Origin of the sequence: Allotamlana fucoidanivorans, from assembly GCF_006265225.1 — a bacterium.
Lineage (GTDB): Bacteria > Bacteroidota > Bacteroidia > Flavobacteriales > Flavobacteriaceae > Allotamlana > Allotamlana fucoidanivorans.
Map to the genome: position 1 here is coordinate 17280 of NZ_VDCS01000013.1, position 20682 is coordinate 37961.

The window sequence follows — 20682 nt, forward strand, 5'->3', positions numbered from 1 at the left end:
TTATTTCAATTCATTAGTTGGACAAACATCCATGTCTCCATAGTCTAAATTCTCGCCGGCCATACCCCAAATAAAACTATAGCTGCTAGTTCCTGACCCAGAATGGATTGACCATGGTGGAGAAATTACAGCTTCTTCATTGCCCATCCATATATGTCTGGTTTCATTAGTTTCTCCCATAAAATGACATACGGCTTGGTCTTCAGGGATTTCAAAGTAAAAATAGACTTCCATACGTCTGTCATGCACATGCGCAGGCATGGTATTCCATGAGCTTCCTGTCTTTATGGTAGTCATTCCCATTTGTAATTGACATACATCTACTACACTATTAACAATATATTTTCTAAGTGTCCTTGCATTGGCTGTTTCTGGTGCTCCAAGTTCAATTTGTTCAACATCATTAATACCAATTTTTTTATTAGGATAGGCTTTATGAGCTGGAGTAGAATTTAAATAGAATTTTGCAGGTGTATCAGCAGAGGGACTTGAAAAACTCACATTTTTATTACCTTGTCCTAGATACAAAGCTTCTTTGTGAGCTATGGTGTATTCAGTTCCATCAACAGTGACCACACCAGTACCTCCTATATTGATGATACCAAGTTCTCTTCTTTGAAGAAAGAAGTCCGCTTTCAGCGCGTCAACTATTTCTAATTTTACTTCGGTATTTACAGGTACAACACCTGCAATCATATATCTATCATAATGAGAATATACCCATTTAATACCATCTTTAGTCATCAAGTTTTGCACTAAAAACTCATCTCTTAATGCTTTAGTATCCATTGTTTTTACTTCCCTAGTTGAAGCCGCATACCGTACCTCGCAATTTGTACTCATAATTAAATGTGATTTATTTTTTGTAAAAGTATGAAAAACTTATTAAAATACAATCGATTGTATTTTAATTGTTGAGATATGTTATATTTGTTTTATTTATTTAAAATTGTGTTACTATGAAGGCGGGAAAAGCAACCATTCATGATATTTCTAAAGCTTTAGGTATTGATAGTTCAACCGTATCTAGAGCTTTAAATGGGAGTCCGCGCGTATCAAAAAAAACAAAAGACAAAATTTTTGAAAAAGCCAGGGAATTGGGCTATCAAAGAAATAATTTGGCATCCAATCTTCGTACACAGAAAACTTTTACCATAGCCGTGGTTTTGCCGCGAATTTCTCGATACTTTTTTGCTACGGTCATTTCCGGTATTGAAGAAAAGGCTTATCAAGCAGGGTATAATGTTATTATTTGTCAATCATTGGATAGCCTTAAGAGAGAGAAGAAAATTATTTCGTCATTAATTTCAAATAGAGTAGATGGTATACTCATGAGTATTTCCATGCAAACAGCGTCTTTTGAACATTTGGAAGCATACATGAACTTAGGAAAGCCCATTGTTTTTTTTGATAGGCCTTGCAATCTTAAAGGCAGTATTAATATAAATATTGATAATTATAAAGCGAGTTTTGAAGCCACAGAACATCTTATACAACAGGGGTGCAAACATATTGTCCACTTTTCTGGAGCGCAAAATATTGAATTGTATAGGCAAAGAAAGGCGGGGTATATTGAAGCCTTAAAAAAACATGGTTTAACAGTGAATGGCGATTATATTTTTGAGTCTAATTTGTCTGAGTCTGATGGAATATGGGCAGCCAAACGCATTCTTGAACTGAAAAATGTAGATGGCATTTATTCGTCAAATGATACAGCTGCCATAGCAGCGATGCAATATTTAAAATCAAAAGGAGTGACTATACCTAAAGATATTGCCGTTGTAGGATTTAATAACGATCCTATTTCTGCCGTGATTGAACCTCCTCTTACAACCATTAATCAACCAGCTTTCCGAATTGGTAAAATAGCTTCTGAGCTGCTTTTGAAAAAAATTCAAAATAAAGATACTGAGAATGACAGTATATTTAATGTCCTTAACTCTGAGTTGATTGTTAGAGCGTCATCTGAAAAGTAATGCTATTCAAATAAAACTATGATTACACATAGATTTGCACTAAACGAAACACTTTGCTAAAATGAAAACTAAATTTCTATGGTTAATTTTGGTCTTAATGTGCCTGCTTTCTTGTATTGAGGGACCAAAACAAGAGCCAATCCAGACAATCAATGACCGATTACTTGCTGCTGAAAAACAAATGAATGGTTTGTTAGAAGAGGCCAAATCTGTGAATAAAAATCCAAGAACCTTGAATGCAAAAGGAGATATGCATTGGACTCATGAAAAGTTTGATTGGACAGAAGGTTTTTTTCCAGGTAGTTGCTGGTACTTATTTGAATTTTCTGGAGATGAAACTTGGAAACATGCAGCAACGCATTTTCAGGCTAAGTTTGAATTACACAAAAAATTAACCACAAATCATGATCTTGGTTTTATTTTTAATTGTTCTTATGGGAATGGATATAGAATAACAAAAAATGAGCAGTTCAAACAAGTTATGATTACGGCAGCGGAATCGTTAATTACGCGGTTTAATCCTAAGGTAGGGTGTATAAAAAGTTGGGATGTTGATAAAGGGTGGCAGTCACAAAGAGATTGGAAGTTTCCTGTGATTATTGATAATATGATGAATTTAGAGCTGCTTTTTGAAGCGTCAAAGTTAACAGGAAATGATACTTATGAGAAGATTGCCGTTTCACATGCCAATACAACATTGAAAAATCATTTTAGAGAAGATAATAGCTCTTATCATGTTATTGATTATGATCCAGAAACGGGTGCCGTTAGAAGTAAGCAAACAGCTCAGGGCTATGCTAATACAAGTGCTTGGGCTAGAGGGCAAGCATGGGGTTTATATGGCTATATTGTTTGTTATAGATATACCAAAGACTTAAGGTACCTTGATCAGGCTAAAAACATAGCATCTTTCATACTTGATTATAAGGGGACTCCTAAAGATGGAATTCCTTATTGGGATTACAATGCCCCAAATATTCCTAATGAACCTAGAGATGTTTCGGCAGCAGCAATTACCGCATCAGCACTTTTAGAGTTGGATACTTATTCTACTGATTCCTATAAGGTAGCTATTGATAAAATCATGAATGCTTTGGCATCAGATACGTATACAGCAAAATTAGGTGAAAACCATAACTTTATTTTAAAGCACAGTGTAGGGAGTATTCCTCATAATAATGAGATTGATGTACCACTAAATTATGCCGACTATTATTATTTAGAAGCACTAATGCGGTATAAAAAACAATTAAATAAGTAAGGTATGAAACGGTATTTGCTACTCACTATAATATGCGTATGGAGCTGTTATAGTAGTTTTTCTCAACAGAGTAACCTCTGGGAAGCGTATAAAAAAGCTCAGAAAAATGGTAAAGAAGCTATTTTACCTAATTTCGCTTATGCGGGGTATAAATTTAGCGAAGAGGATATTCCTTATGTGCACCATAAGGTATTTAATGTTCTTGATTTTGGTGCTCAGCCAAATGATGAAGTATCAGATAAACATGCTATAAAATTAGCCGTTGATGCAGCAATAAAAAATGGTTCAGGCGTTATTTATTTTCCTAGAGGGAAGTATTACATAAATACACAAAAAGATGATCAAAGTAGTATTTTAATTACAACATCAAATATTGTATTTAGAGGAGAAGATCAAGAAAATACGGTGTTGTTTTTTGATAAGGATTTACCACCAGAAGATCCAGATAAATTATGGACCTGTCCGTATGCTATAAAAGCGACTTCAAAGGGGCAGGATGAATTTTTATCAAACATACTATCTGATTCTAAACGAGAAACATTCAATATAACAGTGGAAGATGCCTCTCAAATCAAGGAAGGGGATTGGTTAAGTATTCAGTTAACTAATAATGATAAAGGTTTAGTAGATGAAGATATAGCTCCGTTAGAGGTAGATAAGGCATGGACTTCTCTGCTTACTAAAGGTGTTGTGGTTAATGAAAAACATCAAGTAGCCTCTGTTCAAGGAAATGAGATTACCTTAGTTTCTCCTATGCATTATAACATAAAAGCTAAACACGGCTGGAAAGTGTTTCGTTTCTCTAATATAGAGAATATAGGTTTTGAAAACTTAACTTTTGAAGGTCATTGGACAAAAGAATTTGTTCATCATAAATCAGCGCAACATGATGGTGGATGGAGTATATTGTCCATCTCAAAAGCTACTAATTCATGGATAAAAAACTGCGTATTTAAAAATGTAAATAGGGCAGCAAGTATTTCCTTCTCTGCAGCATGTACAGTTTTAAACGTAAAGATTGAAGGCGCTATAGGGCATAGTGCTATTCATGCATCAAGATCTACCGAAATTCTTATCGCCAATTGTAACGATATGGCTGGAATGCATCACTCTTTTGGTGTTGATGGATATGCTTCAGGAACCGTTATTTGGAGGAGTAAATACCCAGCACATACTTGTTTTGAGGCGCATGCGTCTCAGCCACGTTGCACCTTGTTGGATAATGTAGAAGGCGGATTTTTTCAAGGTAGAGCAGGCGGAGCAAGATCTAATTTGCCTAATCACGGACGTTATTTGGTGCTGTGGAATTATAAGGAAATAGATGAGGCAGAAGAACATTTTAGGTTTGTAGCTCATGACACTTGGTATTGGAGGATAGTGCCTCCAATTATTGTTGGGTTTCATGGCGCTGGAACTACTTTTAAACAAGATGAGGTTCAGGTTTTAGAAAGTTTAGGAACACCCGTAAAACCAGAGTCTTTATTTGAGGCGCAATTAAAAATGCGTTTGGGAAAAACTCCAAGGTGGATTAAAAATTTAAGGAGTAAGCAATAAAAGGTTGGTGTCTATTAGTCTTTTATAGCGTTATTCTATTGTCAGGGTGTAAATCTGTTCATAAAGAAAATAATGCATTAAATGTAAATAGGGACAATAAGCCCAATATTCTTATCATTTTCCCTGATCAATTGAGAAGGTATAGTGCATGTTTTTGGTCTGAATCTCCATATAAAGGGTTGGTGCAAGGTAAGAGTGAGCCCTTAATAATGAAGTTATTACAATGGATGTAATCTTAAAAAATTCTGTTTAGTGATATAAATCAACTTAGCAGCTTTTTACTTTACGCTTTTTTACTCAAAAATGTGCTTAATAAAAAACAAATTCTACGAAAAAAAATCGCCTAAAAATTACTTTTTAGACGATTTTATTGAAATTAGTATTTAATTTTTAGTGACCAGCTTCTTTTATAGCTTCAGCAGTATCATCAGCCGCTTCTTTAACAGCATCAGCAGCATCATCAATAGCTTCTTCAGCTTCATTCACAGCTTGATCTACAGCATCACCTGCAGCTTCAGCAGCTTCTTCAGCTTTATCTGCTGCATTTTCAATAGCTTCTTCAACTGAATCTGCTTTTTTGGTGTCTTTACAAGAAACGAAAGATGCACTTAATGCTAACAATAATGCGGTACTTAATACAAGTTTTTTCATGGTTTTTGTTTTTAGTGTTAATTTATTTTGATTATCTCATTGGGTTATAAAAGCAATCCTACATAATAGTTTAGGAAGGATTATAAAAGCCACCAACGGTGTTTTTTTAAAAATTATTCTTTTTTGTCGCCTTCTAAAGTATTAACGGCATCTTTTGTAGCCTCACCAGCTTCTTTTACCTCTTTTACAGCATTGTCAATAGCTTTGCCTGCTTCCTCAAGGGTTCCTTCTTCTTCAGGTGTTGCTTCAACCTTTTTCTCTATGGTAATATTTACATCATCTCCCTTTTTGTTTTCTCTGCAAGATGTAAATGCGAAACCTAACATTAAAAGTAAGGCTGTACTCCAAACTAAATTTTTCATATGTTTCATTTTTGGTGTTGATTCGTTTAATTATTTTGCCATTTATGGCTTTTGCTAAAACAACTAAAATTGCTTCAACACCACTATATACGTAAGTAGTCTGTTATTTGGATGACAGCACCTTCATTTTTTTTAATAAAGTTACTGTTCTTTAACCCCGTTTCTTGCCGTCTTTTAGTGTCGTTGAGAAGTTCTGAAAGAATGGCGTTAAATTGCTCTTTATTTGATACGGAAAACATACCACCATGATGAATTAAGGCTTCTGCTTCAGGAAATTTACTGTAATTTTTTCCAATAATGACAGGAATGCCAAACACAGCGGGTTCTAGAGTGTTATGAAGTCCAGTATGTCCCATAGCACCACCAACATAGGCAATGTCTGCGTATGTATATGTTTTAGAAAGAATTCCTATAGTATCCAGAATAAATACTTGTACGTCTTTTAAGTTCTGGTGATTTCTATTAGAATAGGTGGCATAGTTAACATGAAGTGCCTGTTTAATATTTGAAATTTGGCCAGGTTTAATATCATGAGGCGCAATAATGAATTTTATATTTTTAGAAGCGTGATTATTTATATAGTGAATGATTAAGGCTTCATCTTCAGGCCAAGTACTTCCTGCTACAACGCAAAGTTTTTCATCTTTAAAATTTTCAATAAATGACAAGGTATTGTCGATATTTAATTGGCTAGATACACGGTCGAATCGCGTGTCTCCAGACACCGTTACATTATTATAATGGATTGATTTTAAAAGTGTTTTTGATTCTTCATTTTGGGTGAAAATATGTTCAAATGCAAATAAAGCATTACGCAATGGTGCTCCATAAAATCTAAAATATGCTTGATTTGCTCTTAAGGCAGCAGATATAAGTATGGCTCTATAGTGATTTTGTTTTAACTGATTTAAATAGTTAGGCCAAATATCATACTTTACAAATACGGTAAGTTCAGGTTTTATTAAGTCGATGAATGTTTTAGCATTTAATTTGGTGTCTAGAGGGAGGTAAACAACAACATCTGCAATGGGTGTACTTTTTCTAATTTCATAACCAGAGGGCGAAAAGAATGAAAGTACAATTTTATGATTGGAATAATGTTGTCTTAAAACTTTAAAAACAGGAAGACCTTGTTCATATTCGCCCAAGGAGGCACAATGAAACCATAGTGTTTTATCATTAGGCTCTAAAGTGTTTTTTAGAATAGTATAGGTGTTGTTTCTGCCTTCAACTCCTAGTTTAATTTTGGCATTAAAGTGTGCCATGAATTGAAGTGAAAAACCTAAAATTCGTATGCCTATATTATAAATGATATTCACGCTATTTCTTTATGCTAAAATACATTTCTTTCAAAGAAAATCAACGCAAACGTTGTAATGATTCAGGAATAATTAATTTTTACTAACTAATGCTATTTATAGCTTAAATCAAATGAGATTCATTGGGTTGCAGTAGATGATTTTTGTAAATTTGTAGTTGGTAATCCTGTAACAGGAAGTTATTAAATTAGTCGATATAATTTTTAAAATTGAACAGACTATAATCTTTTTTTGATGAAAAAAATTCAAATGGTTGACCTAAAAGGTCAGTATGACGATATAAAAGATGTCGTTAATCCTTCTATTCAAGAAGTAATTGAAAATACAGCATTTATAAATGGTCCCAAAGTTCATGAATTCCAAAAGAATTTGGAGCAATATCTTAACGTAAAGCATGTTATTCCATGTGCTAATGGTACAGATGCTTTGCAAATTGCTATGATGGGCTTAGGTTTAAAACCAGGTGATGAGGTTATTACTGCGGATTTTACCTTTGCCGCAACAGTTGAAGTTATTGCGCTGTTGAATTTAACCCCAGTATTGGTTGATGTTAATGAAGACGATTTTAATATCAATATTGAAGCAATAAGAAAAGCTATCACGCCAAGAACTAAGGCTATTGTTCCAGTGCATTTATTTGGGCAATGTGCCAATATGGAGGCTATTATGGATATAGCTAAAGCACATAATCTATACGTAATTGAAGATAATGCACAGGCTATAGGGGCAAGTTATACATATAAAGATGGAACTAAAGTTAAGGCAGGAACTATAGGACATGTAGGAGCTACCTCATTTTTTCCATCAAAAAACTTGGGCTGCTATGGTGATGGTGGTGCCATATTTACAAATGATGATGATTTAGCTCATACTATTAGAGGTATTGTAAATCATGGTATGTATGAACGTTATCATCATGATGTGGTAGGAGTTAATTCAAGATTAGATAGTATTCAGGCCGCTGTGTTAGATGCTAAGTTACCACATCTTGATCAGTACAATAAAGCCAGACAGATAGCAGCAAGTAAGTATGATGATGTATTGAAATCTGTTGAGGGCATTATTACGCCAGTAAGAACAAAGCGTTGCGACAAGGCTTGTGATAATTGTGATTGCCACGTGTTTCATCAATATACCTTAAGAGTAAAAGGTGTTGATAGAGATACTTTAGTTAAGCACTTAAATGAAAAAGGCATTCCGTGTGGTGTGTATTACCCTATTCCGCTTCATAAACAAAAAGCATACGCCGATACGCGATATAATGAAGCTGATTTTAAAGTAACGAATCAGTTAGTTAAAGAAGTGATATCCTTACCAATGCATACGGAATTAGACGACGATCAAATAGAATTTATTACAACAACTATAACAAGCTATATTAATGGATAAAATATTAGTTACAGGAGGTCTTGGGTTTATAGGATCTCATACAGTGGTAGAATTGCAAAATGAAGGTTACGAAGTTGTCATCATTGATGATTTATCAAACTCATCCATCAAAGTGTTAGATGGTATTGAAACGATTACAGGTAAAAGACCTCTTTTTGAACAAATAGACCTAAAAGAAAAAATTGATGTAGAAAACTTTTTTGTAAGACATGCCGATATAAAAGGGGTAATTCATTTTGCTGCAAGTAAGGCGGTAGGTGAGAGTGTAAAAGAGCCACTTTTATATTATGAAAATAATATAAGTACCTTAGTTTATATTCTTAAAGAACTTAAAAAATTACCATCAGCAGCTTTTATATTTAGTTCATCGTGTACGGTTTATGGTCAGGCTGATGAATTGCCAATTACTGAAAACGCTCCTGTAAAGAAAGCAGAGTCCCCTTATGGGAACACGAAACAAATAGGTGAGGAAATTATTCAAGATACTTGTAAAGTGGTTCCCACGTTAAAAGCAATTGCGCTTAGATATTTTAATCCTATTGGAGCCCACGAATCTGTGGAAATAGGAGAATTGCCTATTGGAGTGCCTCAAAACTTAGTGCCTTTTATTACCCAAACGGCTATTGGATTACGTGAAGAATTATCTGTTTTTGGAGATGATTACCCAACACCAGATGGTACTTGTATTAGAGACTATATTCATGTGGTTGATTTAGCTAAAGCACATGTTGTGGCTTTAGGACGATTATTACAAAATAAAAACAAGGCCAATTACGAAACCTTTAATTTAGGAACGGGCAAAGGGAGTTCTGTACTTGAGGTTGTTCAAGCTTTTGAGCGTGTTTCTGGAAAGAAACTCAATTATAAAATTGTTGGTAGAAGAGAAGGGGATATTATTTCTGCGTATGCAGATACCAATAAGGCCAATGATGAATTGGGTTGGAAAACAGAATTATCACTTGATGAAGCTATGCTTTCAGCTTGGAAATGGGAACAAAAAGTTAGAGCTAAATAGTATTTATAACATATATATGAAAAATAGGGAGCTACTTGTAGCTCCCTATTTTTGTGTTTAATTTTCTGTTTTTTTCTTTTTGAAGCTGGTAAATACCAGAATAATCATGCCTGTAGTTACTGATAAATCAGCTAGGTTAAAAATACCTGTTTTAAATACACCACCTAAATCAATGAATAAAAAGTCGGTCACAGAGCCATAAGCAATGCGATCGTATACATTAGCAATACCTCCTCCTATAATGCTGGAAAAGGCAAACAAAGACCAGTTGTCTAGAGATTTATCTTTTAAAATATGTCTTAAAACTAAACCTAACACTAGAATAGGCAGGATAAGTAATAAAATAATTCTTAAAGTAGGGTTTAAATCACTACCCATACCGAGGAAAGCTCCAGTATTTTCAACATTCATTAGAATAAAGTAGTCTCCAATTACAGGTATTTGTTCTCCCGCATTTGTCTCTGTTCTGCCAACAATATTTGCTCTAACAATCACTTTTGATATTTGATCAATAGCAATGGTTAAAATAACAACAGCATATATGTATATGGATCGTTTGGTAAACTTCATTAGCTGTTTGCTTCAAAAGTTGCAGAAGCTGTTTCAGAAGCTCTGTTTATTTTTTTAACTAAGCCTTGTAGTACTTTACCTGGACCTACTTCAGTAAATAAGGTGGCTCCGTCAGCTACCATTTGTTGTACAGATTGAGTCCATTTTACTGGGGCAGTTAATTGCGAAATCAAGTTCGCTTTTATTGCAGATTCATCAATAACAGCACTAGCCGTTACATTTTGGTAAATAGGACAATTTGGTTTGCTGAATGTCGTGTTTTCAATAGCAGCTGCTAGCTCTTCGCGGGCAGGTTCCATTAAAGGGGAGTGGAAAGCTCCTCCAACGGGTAATACTAATGCTCTTCTAGCGCCTTCTTCTTTGAGTGTTTCACAAGCTTTATTTATGGCTTCAATTTCTCCAGAAATAACTAACTGTCCTGGGCAATTGTAATTAGCCGCAACCACCACACCAGGGGTAGTGGCACATACTTTTTCAACAATATCATCATCCAGTCCAAGAACAGCAGCCATGGTACTTGGCTGTAACTCGCAAGCTTTTTGCATGGCTAAAGCGCGTTGAGATACAAGTTTTAAGCCGTCTTCAAAAGTTAAAGCACCATTTGCAACAAGCGCCGAAAATTCTCCTAATGAGTGCCCAGCTACCATGTCAGGTTTAAAACTAGCGCCTATAGTTTTTGCTAAAATTACAGAATGTAAAAAAATGGCTGGTTGTGTTACTTTGGTTTCTTTCAAGTCTTCAGCCGATCCTTCAAACATAATATCTGTGATAGTAAAGCCTAAAATAGAATTGGCTTTTTCAAATAATTCTTGTGCTAATGGCGAATTTTCATAGAGGTCTAATCCCATTCCTGAAAATTGAGCACCTTGACCTGGAAAAATATATGCGTTCATTTTATTTCTTTTTTTAGAGCAGCAAAAATAGCTATTTTATAGGAATAATGTTTGATTTGACTTTATAAACCATAAAAACCAACGTTTACGCTTAAAACAGGATAGGTTTTACATGTCTGCAATTGCCGCCTCAGCACAGCGTTCTCCGTCCATGGCGGCCGATACAATACCTCCAGCATAACCACCACCTTCACCACAAGGGTATAAGTTTAAAATTTGAGGGTGCGCCAATTTTTCGGTTCTGGGAATAGACACAGGTGATGAGGTTCTAGATTCAACACCAACAATATTGGCCTCAGAGGTATAATAGCCTGTCATTTTTTTTCCAAAAGCATCAAAACCTTTTTTCAACCTACTACCAATAAATTTTGGTAATAAAGAATGTAATGGTGCTGATTTTAATCCTGGTTGATAAGAGGTTGGGTTTAGGTCATTAGAAAACTTACCTTCAACAAAATCTGTAAGTCTTTGTGCAGGTGCGGTTTGACGTCTTCCTCCTGCGGTAAAAGCTAAGCGTTCTAAGTTTTTTTGATATTCGAGACCTTTTAGCACACCAAACTTTTCATATTTAGGTAAATCAGAATCTACGTTAATTTCAACAACAATGCCTGAATTGGCATATAAATTATTGCGTTTTGAAGGCGACATACCATTTACAACAACCTCACCATTAGCCGTAGCCGCTGGAACTATGAATCCGCCAGGGCACATACAAAAGGAATAAACACCTCGGTTATTAACTTGCTGCACTAAACTGTAGGAAGCTGCAGGTAACATTTCATGTCTAGAACCAGAACAATGGTATTGAATGGAATCAATAATGTGCTGCGGATGTTCAACACGAACACCCATGGCAAATGACTTTGCCTCAAGGGCAATTTCTTTCTCATGTAGTAAGTAAAAAATATCTCTTGCCGAATGGCCCGTAGCTAAAATGACTTTATGTACCGCTAGTTCTTCTCCATTTTGAAGTTGAATAGCCGAAATAGAGTTGTTTTTGATGATAAAATCGGTAACACGTGTTTCAAAATGCACTTCACCACCATATTTTAATATAGTTTCTCTGATATTTTGAACTACTTTAGGTAATTTATTTGTGCCAATATGGGGGTGGGCATCTACCAAAATTTGATCCGTGGCTCCATGGTACACAAGATTTTCAAAAATACGTCGTACATCACCACGCTTTAAACTTCTTGTGTATAATTTACCATCACTGTAAGTTCCCGCTCCGCCTTCGCCAAAGCAATAATTTGAATCTTCATTAACAAAATGGTTCTGGTTTATGGCGCGTAAATCACGTCTTCTATCTTTTACATTTTTACCGCGCTCTAAAACAATAGGTTTAAATCCTAGTTCAATACAACGCAAGGCGGCATACATGCCGGCAGGACCAAAGCCAATGATATGAATAGGTTTTGCTTTGGAGACATCTTTGTAGTCAAATTGATATTCCGAAGAACTTGGTTTGGGTTCATTTATAAAAACAGCAACTTTGTAATTAAAGATGATTTTGGGTTTTCGGGCATCAATTGACTTTCTCAAGATTTTTATACCCTGAATTTCGCTTCTGTCAATGTCTAATTTTAAAGACGATTTTAAAAGTAGAATATCACTCTGTTCTGCTTCTTTAAGTGATACACGAAGTTGAATCTCTTTTACCATGTGGCAAAGCTAAGGAAATTTGTAATATGGGATACCAAAACGAATGGTCCTGAATGAAAATAGATATACCACTTTGGGTTCTTTGTTTTTTTTATGCCGATTTGTATTGAATAAATCTGTAACTTACTTGATATGAGTCGTTGTGTTAAAATATGTGTATTCCTTTTTATTTGGTCTCCCTATTTGTGTATTGCGCAGCAATATGTTGATGTATTAAAAATAGATTATAGCAGAAGTTTTAAAAACAATTTTGAAGATTTTGACCAAAGTACCCATGTAACTTCTTTTAATGCTAATCTCACCTTGCCCATAGTATTAAATAAAAATTATGCCCTAATAACAGGCGCTATTTTTAATCAAAATAGGGTGCAATTATTTCCTTCAATAGGAGGGGAGTCTACACCATTTACTAATTTGTATAGTACAACACTCAAGTTGGGTGTCAATGTGACGTTGTCTGATTTTTGGGAGATGGCTTTAGTTTTTTTACCTAAAGTAGCTTCAGATTATCATAATATATCCAGTAATGATATGTTTTTGGGTGGCTATTGCGTTTTTACCTATCAAAAGCATAAGAATATATCATACAGATTTGGATTGTATAGTTCATCGGAAGCTTTTGGGTTTTATACAACACCTATTTTAGGGTGGTATGCTTTGAGTAAAAATAAAAGGTTTGAGATGGATATGTATTTGCCTATTTCAGCTGATATCAATTACGCACTGGGTAAGTTTGCTTTAGGATTTAGTTATTTTGGTATTGGACGAAGTTTTAATCTTGAGAAGGATAAAGTCAATCAATATGTGCAATTAAATTCTCTTGAATTTGCAGGCTATGGACAGTTGAATAGATTATTTAGAAATACGTTAATGCGACTAAAATTAGGGTATGCCAGTGATAACTATGAAGTTTATAGCTATGGTAGTAAAATTGATTTTGGTTTAATAGATTTTAATTTTGGAGACCAGCGCCGTCAACTAAACTCAAAAATAAATGGCAGTATGTTTGCTAAACTTGAATTGGTTTATAGGATTAAATTTAAGGAGTAAATAGGTCTAGTAACAGGTCTATTTAGAATTTGGTTGACGTTGGGTTATTTTATAAATCTTAATAACAGGGTCAAACGTGTCAATCTTTTGATATTTTATGTTTTCAATAGGATGTAAGAGTCCTTCTGTAAATCCATTCTCCATAAAGTTGCAAAAATGAGAATAGTGACTTGTAAATCTTTGATCAAACCAAAGAAAGGTTTTTTGTTTTAGGTTTTCAGGTTTGCTAAACCCACAAATAATTGTTGTTTTTGATGTAGCTATCATTTTTTTAAGCAAAACAATGGCTTCTTTTCTAGGAAGTATATGAAAAACAAGACAGGCTATTGTATAGTCTGTCTTAGAATTTAAACATGCGTTTTGTAATATGTCAAATGCTCTAAATTCCAGGTTTTTAATCTGCTTTTTTTTAATTTGATTCGAGGCGTATTTTATGAGTTGTTCAGATTTGTCAATACCAATTCCAGCCTTTATTTTGTTTGAAAGTTTAAAAAGTAAATCTCCGTTTCCGCACCCAAGCTCTACAACTGTTGTATTGGGTTCAATAAGTTCTAAAATTTGTAAACGAACGGGATGTAAATATTTATCGACAGTATGGGCTTTAATTAGTCCTTGCATTCAATCAATTATAATGTAAGGTTAAGTAATTATTCACAAACTATTTTAATCTCAGATTCTGAAATACCGTTATACATAATTTTTAATTTTGAAGTGACTCCAAAAGAATGACCTGTATTTGCTACTTCAATTTTAATGCTTGCCTCAGCATCAACTAAAGTAAAATCATGCAGACTAAGCAATTTAAAATGCTTTCTATGTTCTCCAGTAATGCTGACACTAGTGATAAAAGAAGCGCTGTTGCCCCCTGTATTTTTTATGGTTATAGTCTTTGAAGCGTTCCTTGGGATTGAAATAGATTTTGGCGCTTCAATATGAGAAGCTGTAATAGGAGATCCTTCTGCCGAATCTTCATGATACACTTCCATGTTATGTTGTCTTCCGCCGCCTCTATTAGGGGAGCCAGCGGCAATATATATGCCTTTACCAGATTGAATAGCTTGTGTGCCATGCCTAGCATAGTGCATGGCAGGTTTTTTAGTCCATTTTTTTGTTTTAGGATTGTATGCTTCTACAATGTTGTAGGCAGGCCCTTTTGCTTCACCTTCTCCACCCATAACGAATAATTCATTTTGAAAAACGGCAACGCCAGGCGCTGCTCTTGGTGTTGGCAAGGGGTGTTGTAAGGTAGACCACTGTTTCGTGTCAAAATTATAAGTATCAACAACTTTTATTAAAGGGGCAAAAACACCACCTTCACCACCAGAATGTCTGCCCGCAACAGCATAAAGGGTGTTGTCAATAATGGCAGCACTAAAATGATCTCGAGCCTGAGACGCATCTTCCAAAATTTTCCAGGTGTTCTTTGCAGGGTCATATTCATCAAACCAATTTACATAACCGCCATCATGCCCTATGGTATTACCACCAATTAAGTAAAATTTATTGTTGTAAACAGCCAGACCAGCGCCACCACGACGTCGGTTTTTAGGTATTTTAGGGCCTGGAATCCATGTGTCTGTCACAGGATGGTATAACCACACATGATCTTCGGGTAATTCCCTTGGAAAATTATTGGTTTTAAATGCTCCAATGACCCAAACAAAGCCTTTGTAAAAGGTGGCTTGAAAGTGGTTAAACTCTTTTGGTGCTTGATTTCTTGCAGCACGCCAAGTATTTTCGTTAAAATTGTATATATCTAGTTTTTTAGCGGATTCTCTGCCACCAAACATAATGAATTCATTTCCAGCTTGTACAAAAGAACATTCATGTCTGGCTGTATAGTTTTCGTCTTCATTGAGATCTATCCACTGTGCATGACCATCTGTACATTGTTGCGATTTGCAGGAAGGCAGTGTAGCCAATACAACAGAAATCCATATGATAACCTGAAAGTTGACTTTATGTATGGTGTTTTTACAATTTCCTTTCATAAGTTATAAATGAAAACTCAAAATCATGATTATCATCTTTTTGATGGAAGGTGTTTTGCGTTTCTTTCCAAATACTATGGTCTATCTCAGGGAAAAAGGTATCGGCTTCAAAGTCATGATGCACTCTAGTTAATTCAATTTTATCAGCTAGGTTTAGTGCTTGCTCATAAATTTGTCCGCCACCAATTATAAAAGGTTGTACATCATTTCGGCTAGCATCAATGGCATCTTCTAAATTATTAACTACAATAACACCATCGGGAACTTTATAATCTGCTTGTCTTGTTATAACAACGTGTGTTCTATTAGGAAGTGGCTTAGGAAAACTTTCAAAAGTTTTTCTGCCCATAATTATATGATGCGCATTGGTTAGGGCTTTAAATCGTTTTAAATCATCACTTAAATGCCAGATAAGCTGGTTGCCTTTGCCTATGGCATTGTTTTCTGCGGCAGCAACAATAATGGTTAATTCGGATTTTTTCTTAGTTGGTTTAGGTTGGATTTCTGCTAAGTCTTCACGCTCTAGTTTTAGGGTTTCTTCTTGAACTAAATTCGCTTTAAGCTTTTCAATGCGTTCTTGTTGTTTGCTAACTAGTTTTTCAAGTTGTTTTTGTTCCCATGCTTTTCCCATAAATTTATGCGTGACAAAAACGTTGAAAACATGATAGATTAACAAGAAGAACCAAATTATAATAGCAAATACAAACCACTCTTTACCAAAAAATGTGATGTCTTTACCAATGCCCAAAAAGGTGTTGGCTATAATTAGGAATACACTTCCAATTAAAAAAAGAACAAAATGGAGGTATAATCTTTTTTTTTGTTTTACGCGTCGTTGTGCATTTTCAAGAATTTCTAACTGATCTTTATCTATTTGAGGGGTGTGTTTTCTTTTTCCGAACATAGCCAATTTATAAAGACTGTAAAGTTAAATTTTTTTATTGACTTGATAGCATTTGATAAAATAGTTGAGAAAATGGGATTTTCGAAATCGATTTCGAATAAAACCTGCTGAAAATCAGTTTAAAACCCTTTGAATTTTATTGCTAATCTAATAAATTTTAAGCTGTTTTTTTTTAGTACTATAATTTTTTTTAATCTGAAGTTAACAAATTGATAATTCTTTAATTGAAAGCCACTTATAGCCTTTTGGGTTAAAAAATGTTTATAAATTTGCACATAGAACAACACATTAAATTTAGAAATTATGGCGATTAAAAAACAATATTTAAAGTCGAAACCTGTTTGTAAAGTAACTTTTGCGTTACCTGCTGAAGATGCAAAAAAAGTATCTGTGGTAGGGTCTTTCAATGACTGGAATGAAAAAAAGGCAGTTTTGAAGAAGTTAAAGAACGGAACGTTTAAAGGGACTATTGATTTAGAAACTGGCGCTTCTTACGAATTTAAATATTTAGTTGACGGTGTTTATGTAAACGATGATGCTGCTGATGCTTATGCTTGGAATGAATTTGCAGGCGCAGAAAACAGCGTTATAAATTTATAATATATCTCGATCATATATAAAATGAAGTAAAAGGACGTTTTCTGCTAGGAAACAAATTTCTTTTACTTCATTTATATGAAATTTGAAAAATAGACGAGATATATTGTGTAGCTCGTTTCTTCTCTTGGGCTTCTATGTGAAAGTAGAAATATTGGCTCACAAGAAGTTATTTGGCTTTATGTATGTGTGCAACCTTATGGTGTTGTAGACTAAGATTAAAAGACAACAACGTTTTTTAGCTAGGTATCAAACTGCAACAACCCCTTTGATGTGTGGATGCGGATTGTAATCTACTAGCGTAAAATCATCAAATGTAAAGTCAAAAATATCGTTTACCTTTGGGTTTAAAATCATTTTTGGTAAGGGTCTAATATCTCTTGATAGCTGAAGTTCTAACTGTTCATAGTGGTTACTGTAAATGTGAGCATCACCAAATGTATGAATGAATTCTCCTGCTTCATATCCGCAAACTTGAGCCATCATCATGGTGAATAAAGCATAAGAAGCAATGTTGAATGGTACTCCTAAAAAGATGTCTGCACTGCGTTGGTACAGTTGGCAGGATAGTTTACCATTAGCAACATAAAATTGGAAAAAGGCATGGCATGGCGGTAGTGCGGCTTTACCATTGGCTACATTTTCACTAAAACTTTTTGAGGTATCAGGAAGCACAGATGGGTTCCATGCAGAAACCAACATTCTCCTGCTGTCAGGATTGTGTTTCAGTGTGTCTATAACGTCCTTTATTTGATCAATCTCATCACTATTCCAATTACGCCATTGGTGCCCATAAACAGGGCCTAAGTCACCATTGTCATCAGCCCATTCATTCCAGATACGCACACCGTTTTCGGTAAGGTATTTAATATTGGTATCACCTTTCAAAAACCAAAGTAATTCATGTATGATAGATTTTAAATGCAGTTTTTTGGTAGTTACCATAGGAAATCCTTCGCTTAAGTCAAAACGCATTTGATAGCCAAAAACACTCTTTGTTCCAGTACCTGTGCGGTCTTCTTTTTCATTACCATGATTTAAAACATGATTTACTAAGTCGTGATATTGTTTCATAGTCTTTTCTGTGGTTTTAAGCTCTTAAGTAGTGGTAACTAGATTATAATATCTATATTTTTTCGGAAACGAATTTAGAGAAAAACGATATGATTATAAGAGGGTCATAACAAGTAAATATCAAAAAGTTATTAACGAAATATAAGATTTTGATATCATTAATTTATGAATACTTTGCTTTTTATCCAATAATCATACCGGCTATGGTTGCAGAAGCTAATGATGCAATGGTTCCTCCTATTAATGCTTTCATGCCAAACTTTGATAAGGTTTTACGCTGACCAGGAGCCAATGATCCAATACCTCCAATTTGAATTCCAATAGAAGCAAAATTTGCAAATCCACAAAGCATGTATGTTGCCATAATAATAGATTTCTCATAATTAAGGTGAATGGCATTACTAACATCTTTGAGGTCTCTAAGCTGAATGTAGCCAATAAATTCACTAGCGGCTAGTTTTATACCTAGTAATTGTCCCATAAGTGCCATGTCGTCTTGGGCTACACCAATTAACCACATCAGAGGAGCAAAGACATAGCCTAAAAGTAATTCAAGTGATAAACTTTGGTAGGCGGTATGACTAGCAATCCAAACATTTACGGTGGTAATATCTCCAATCCAACCTAAAATACCATTAAACATGGCAATAAAGGCAACAAAAACTAATAGCATAGCACCAACATTTACCGCAAGTTTTAGGCCTTCGGTAGTGCCGTTGGCAATGGCATCTAAAAAATTAGAGCCTATTTTTTCTTGTGACACAGAAACATCTGTATTGACATTATCTGTTTGAGGGTATAGAATCTTGGAAATAACGATAGCTCCTGGTGCGGCCATTACGGAAGCTGCCAATAAGTGCTTGGCATAAAACAATCTTAATACCGCATCATCACCACCTAAAAAGCCAATATATGCTGCAAGTACCGCTCCTGCTACTGTAGCCATACCACCAATCATCACTAAAAGCATTTCAGATTTATTCATTTTTTCTAAATAGGCCTTGATTAATAGTGGGGCCTCGGTTTGACCTAAAAAGATGTTTCCAGCCACACTTAAACTTTCCGCACCTGATATTTTTAAGGCTTTTGATAGGAGCCACGCCATGCCCTTTACTACTTTTTGAATGATTCCTAAATAAAATAGTACAGAGGTTAAAGCTGAAAAGAATATAATGGTTGGTAATACTTGAAAAGCAAATATAAATCCGAAAGTATCCATGTCAACAACCAGACCTTCAAATAGAAATTTGCTGCCTGCTCTGGTAAAATCAAGAACACTTACAAACAGACTGCCAATAAACTCAAACCCGCTTTTAATAATATCTACTTTTAAAACGCCAATGGCTATAAGGAGCTGAAATATAAGTCCAATACCCACCACTTTCCAGTTAATCGCTTTTTTATTACTGCTAAATAGGAACGCAATAAATATTAAGGAAAACATACCTAAGATACCACGCCATAAGCTATGAAAAGAAAAACCTTGACTAGGAATAATACTATTAGAATTATCGATAGATACTACCTCTGCGGTTTCTACAATAACTTGTGAGGCTTGTATGTTTTGTTGTGGATTTGTTTCAGCATGTTTAGAAAGCAAAACCGTTTGTGTAGTGTCTGCTATAGGTGCATTTTCTGGGTGTTGTGCTGATGAAGATGAAAGTAATAATACCGAAAAAGCAAAAAACAGAACGTATTTTGTCATGATTTAGAATTGGAGTTATTCACGCTTAGAAATTTCGTCTCTAATACTAGCGGCTTTTTCATAATCTTCATTAGCAACCGCCTCTTCCAGCATTTTTTGAAGTTCTTCAATAGACTTTCCTTTGAGATTTTCTCGCGGTGTACTAGGCTCTAATTCACTCGTCATTACGTCGTCCATTAAAACACTGTCTTCAGCATGATCGTCATTGTCATCGCTTTTCTTCGGATCAATTTTTAGATATATTCCAGCTTTGTCTAAAATGTTTTTGTAAGTAAAAATAGGGGCGCTAAAGCGCAACGCTAAAGCAATGGCGTCACTCGTTCTGGCGTCAATAATTTCTTCAATTTTATCGCGTTCGCAGATTAAACTGGAATAAAAAACACCGTCAACTAATTTGTGAATGATAACCTGCTTTACCACAATATCAAATCGATCTGCAAAATTTTTAAATAAGTCATGGGTTAATGGTCTTGGTGGACTTATTTCTTTTTCTAAAGCAATAGCAATAGATTGAGCTTCAAAGGCTCCTATAACAATAGGAAGTTTTCGGTCTCCGTCTACTTCATTTAAAATTAAGGCGTAAGCGCCATTTTGGGTTTGGCTGTAGGAAATCCCTTTTATATTTAATCTTACTAAACTCATAATCTTTAAAAACGCAAAGAACTGTTTAATTTAGAACTTTACCAACTGCGTAAACAGTTTTAGG

20 protein-coding genes are annotated in these 20682 nt (G+C 34.8%); 7 read left to right on the forward strand and 13 right to left on the reverse strand.

Features of this window, described 5'->3' with window-relative positions; genetic code table 11:
* Positions 1-843 (reverse strand): 5-dehydro-4-deoxy-D-glucuronate isomerase, encoded by an 843-nt coding sequence (gene kduI, locus FGF67_RS13570; RefSeq protein ID WP_139698304.1) that lies wholly within the window; start codon positions 841-843, stop codon positions 1-3.
* Positions 844-959: 116 nt separating this feature from the next.
* On the opposite strand from kduI, the gene FGF67_RS13575 reads away from it, so the two are divergent.
* The 3 genes from FGF67_RS13575 (at position 960) to FGF67_RS13585 (ending at position 4791) form a co-directional block, all read left to right on the forward strand.
* Positions 960-1976, forward strand: coding sequence for a LacI family DNA-binding transcriptional regulator (locus FGF67_RS13575; RefSeq protein ID WP_139698305.1), 1017 nt, complete (start codon positions 960-962; stop codon positions 1974-1976).
* Between the two features lie 61 nt (positions 1977-2037).
* A complete protein-coding gene (locus tag FGF67_RS13580; protein ID WP_139698306.1) occupies positions 2038-3237 on the forward strand; it encodes a glycoside hydrolase family 88 protein in 1200 nt (399 codons plus the stop codon).
* Between the two features lie 3 nt (positions 3238-3240).
* The gene (locus tag FGF67_RS13585) at positions 3241-4791 is read left to right on the forward strand and encodes a DUF4955 domain-containing protein (RefSeq protein WP_139698307.1); all 1551 of its coding nucleotides are present in this window, start codon (positions 3241-3243) and stop codon (positions 4789-4791) included.
* A gap of 390 nt (positions 4792-5181) precedes the next feature.
* On the opposite strand, the gene FGF67_RS13595 is transcribed toward FGF67_RS13585, so the two are convergent.
* From FGF67_RS13595 to FGF67_RS13605, 3 genes are all read right to left on the reverse strand, one after another.
* On the reverse strand, positions 5182-5442 hold the full coding sequence (locus tag FGF67_RS13595; RefSeq protein ID WP_139698309.1) for a hypothetical protein: 261 nt from the start codon (positions 5440-5442) through the stop codon (positions 5182-5184).
* Positions 5443-5555: 113 nt separating this feature from the next.
* Positions 5556-5804 carry a hypothetical protein gene (locus tag FGF67_RS13600; protein WP_139698310.1) on the reverse strand — a complete coding sequence of 83 codons (249 nt, stop codon included), beginning with the start codon at positions 5802-5804 and terminating at the stop codon, positions 5556-5558.
* 83 nt (positions 5805-5887) lie between these two features.
* Positions 5888-7123 carry a 3-deoxy-D-manno-octulosonic acid transferase gene (locus FGF67_RS13605; protein ID WP_139698311.1) on the reverse strand — a complete coding sequence of 412 codons (1236 nt, stop codon included), beginning with the start codon at positions 7121-7123 and terminating at the stop codon, positions 5888-5890.
* A 234-nt stretch (positions 7124-7357) separates the two neighbouring features.
* Between FGF67_RS13605 and FGF67_RS13610 the strand changes: the two genes are divergently transcribed.
* On the forward strand, positions 7358-8512 hold the full coding sequence (locus FGF67_RS13610) for a DegT/DnrJ/EryC1/StrS family aminotransferase (protein ID WP_139698312.1): 1155 nt from the start codon (positions 7358-7360) through the stop codon (positions 8510-8512).
* Positions 8505-9527 (forward strand): UDP-glucose 4-epimerase GalE, encoded by a 1023-nt coding sequence (gene galE, locus FGF67_RS13615; protein WP_139698313.1) that lies wholly within the window; start codon positions 8505-8507, stop codon positions 9525-9527. The genes FGF67_RS13610 and galE overlap by 8 nt, the downstream gene beginning before the upstream one ends.
* Before the next feature lie 57 nt (positions 9528-9584).
* Here galE and lspA read toward each other — a convergent pair whose 3' ends face one another.
* The 3 genes from lspA to FGF67_RS13630 form a co-directional block, all read right to left on the reverse strand.
* On the reverse strand, positions 9585-10097 hold the full coding sequence (lspA, locus tag FGF67_RS13620; RefSeq protein WP_139698314.1) for a signal peptidase II: 513 nt from the start codon (positions 10095-10097) through the stop codon (positions 9585-9587).
* A complete protein-coding gene (gene fabD, locus FGF67_RS13625) occupies positions 10097-10990 on the reverse strand; it encodes an ACP S-malonyltransferase (RefSeq protein WP_139698315.1) in 894 nt (297 codons plus the stop codon). The genes lspA and fabD overlap by 1 nt, the downstream gene beginning before the upstream one ends.
* A gap of 108 nt (positions 10991-11098) precedes the next feature.
* On the reverse strand, positions 11099-12655 hold the full coding sequence (locus FGF67_RS13630) for an NAD(P)/FAD-dependent oxidoreductase (RefSeq protein WP_139698316.1): 1557 nt from the start codon (positions 12653-12655) through the stop codon (positions 11099-11101).
* Between the two features lie 132 nt (positions 12656-12787).
* On the opposite strand from FGF67_RS13630, the gene FGF67_RS13635 reads away from it, so the two are divergent.
* Complete coding sequence (locus tag FGF67_RS13635; RefSeq protein WP_139698317.1) at positions 12788-13705, forward strand: DUF6268 family outer membrane beta-barrel protein; 918 nt, start codon at positions 12788-12790, stop codon at positions 13703-13705.
* Positions 13706-13723: 18 nt separating this feature from the next.
* On the opposite strand, the gene FGF67_RS13640 is transcribed toward FGF67_RS13635, so the two are convergent.
* Genes FGF67_RS13640 through FGF67_RS13650 form a run of 3 tightly spaced genes read right to left on the reverse strand, consistent with a single transcriptional unit; the run spans position 13724 to position 16600 of the window.
* On the reverse strand, positions 13724-14323 hold the full coding sequence (locus FGF67_RS13640) for a class I SAM-dependent methyltransferase (protein WP_139698318.1): 600 nt from the start codon (positions 14321-14323) through the stop codon (positions 13724-13726).
* A 29-nt stretch (positions 14324-14352) separates the two neighbouring features.
* Positions 14353-15696 (reverse strand): Kelch repeat-containing protein, encoded by a 1344-nt coding sequence (locus tag FGF67_RS13645; protein WP_139698319.1) that lies wholly within the window; start codon positions 15694-15696, stop codon positions 14353-14355.
* On the reverse strand, positions 15680-16600 hold the full coding sequence (locus FGF67_RS13650) for a dihydrofolate reductase (RefSeq protein ID WP_139698320.1): 921 nt from the start codon (positions 16598-16600) through the stop codon (positions 15680-15682). Before FGF67_RS13650 ends, FGF67_RS13645 begins: the two co-directional genes overlap by 17 nt.
* A gap of 303 nt (positions 16601-16903) precedes the next feature.
* Here FGF67_RS13650 and FGF67_RS13655 point away from each other — a divergent pair, with 303 nt between their 5' ends.
* Entirely contained in the window at positions 16904-17200 is a 297-nt protein-coding gene (locus tag FGF67_RS13655) for an isoamylase early set domain-containing protein (RefSeq protein ID WP_139698321.1), read from the forward strand.
* A gap of 246 nt (positions 17201-17446) precedes the next feature.
* Here the strand turns inward: FGF67_RS13655 and FGF67_RS13660 are convergent, their stop codons facing one another.
* The 3 genes from FGF67_RS13660 to FGF67_RS13670 form a co-directional block, all read right to left on the reverse strand.
* Complete coding sequence (locus FGF67_RS13660; RefSeq protein WP_139698322.1) at positions 17447-18271, reverse strand: thymidylate synthase; 825 nt, start codon at positions 18269-18271, stop codon at positions 17447-17449.
* A 181-nt stretch (positions 18272-18452) separates the two neighbouring features.
* Entirely contained in the window at positions 18453-19976 is a 1524-nt protein-coding gene (locus FGF67_RS13665) for a NupC/NupG family nucleoside CNT transporter (protein ID WP_139698323.1), read from the reverse strand.
* Positions 19977-19991: 15 nt separating this feature from the next.
* Complete coding sequence (locus FGF67_RS13670; RefSeq protein WP_139698324.1) at positions 19992-20618, reverse strand: bifunctional nuclease family protein; 627 nt, start codon at positions 20616-20618, stop codon at positions 19992-19994.
* Positions 20619-20682: the final 64 nt, after the last annotated feature.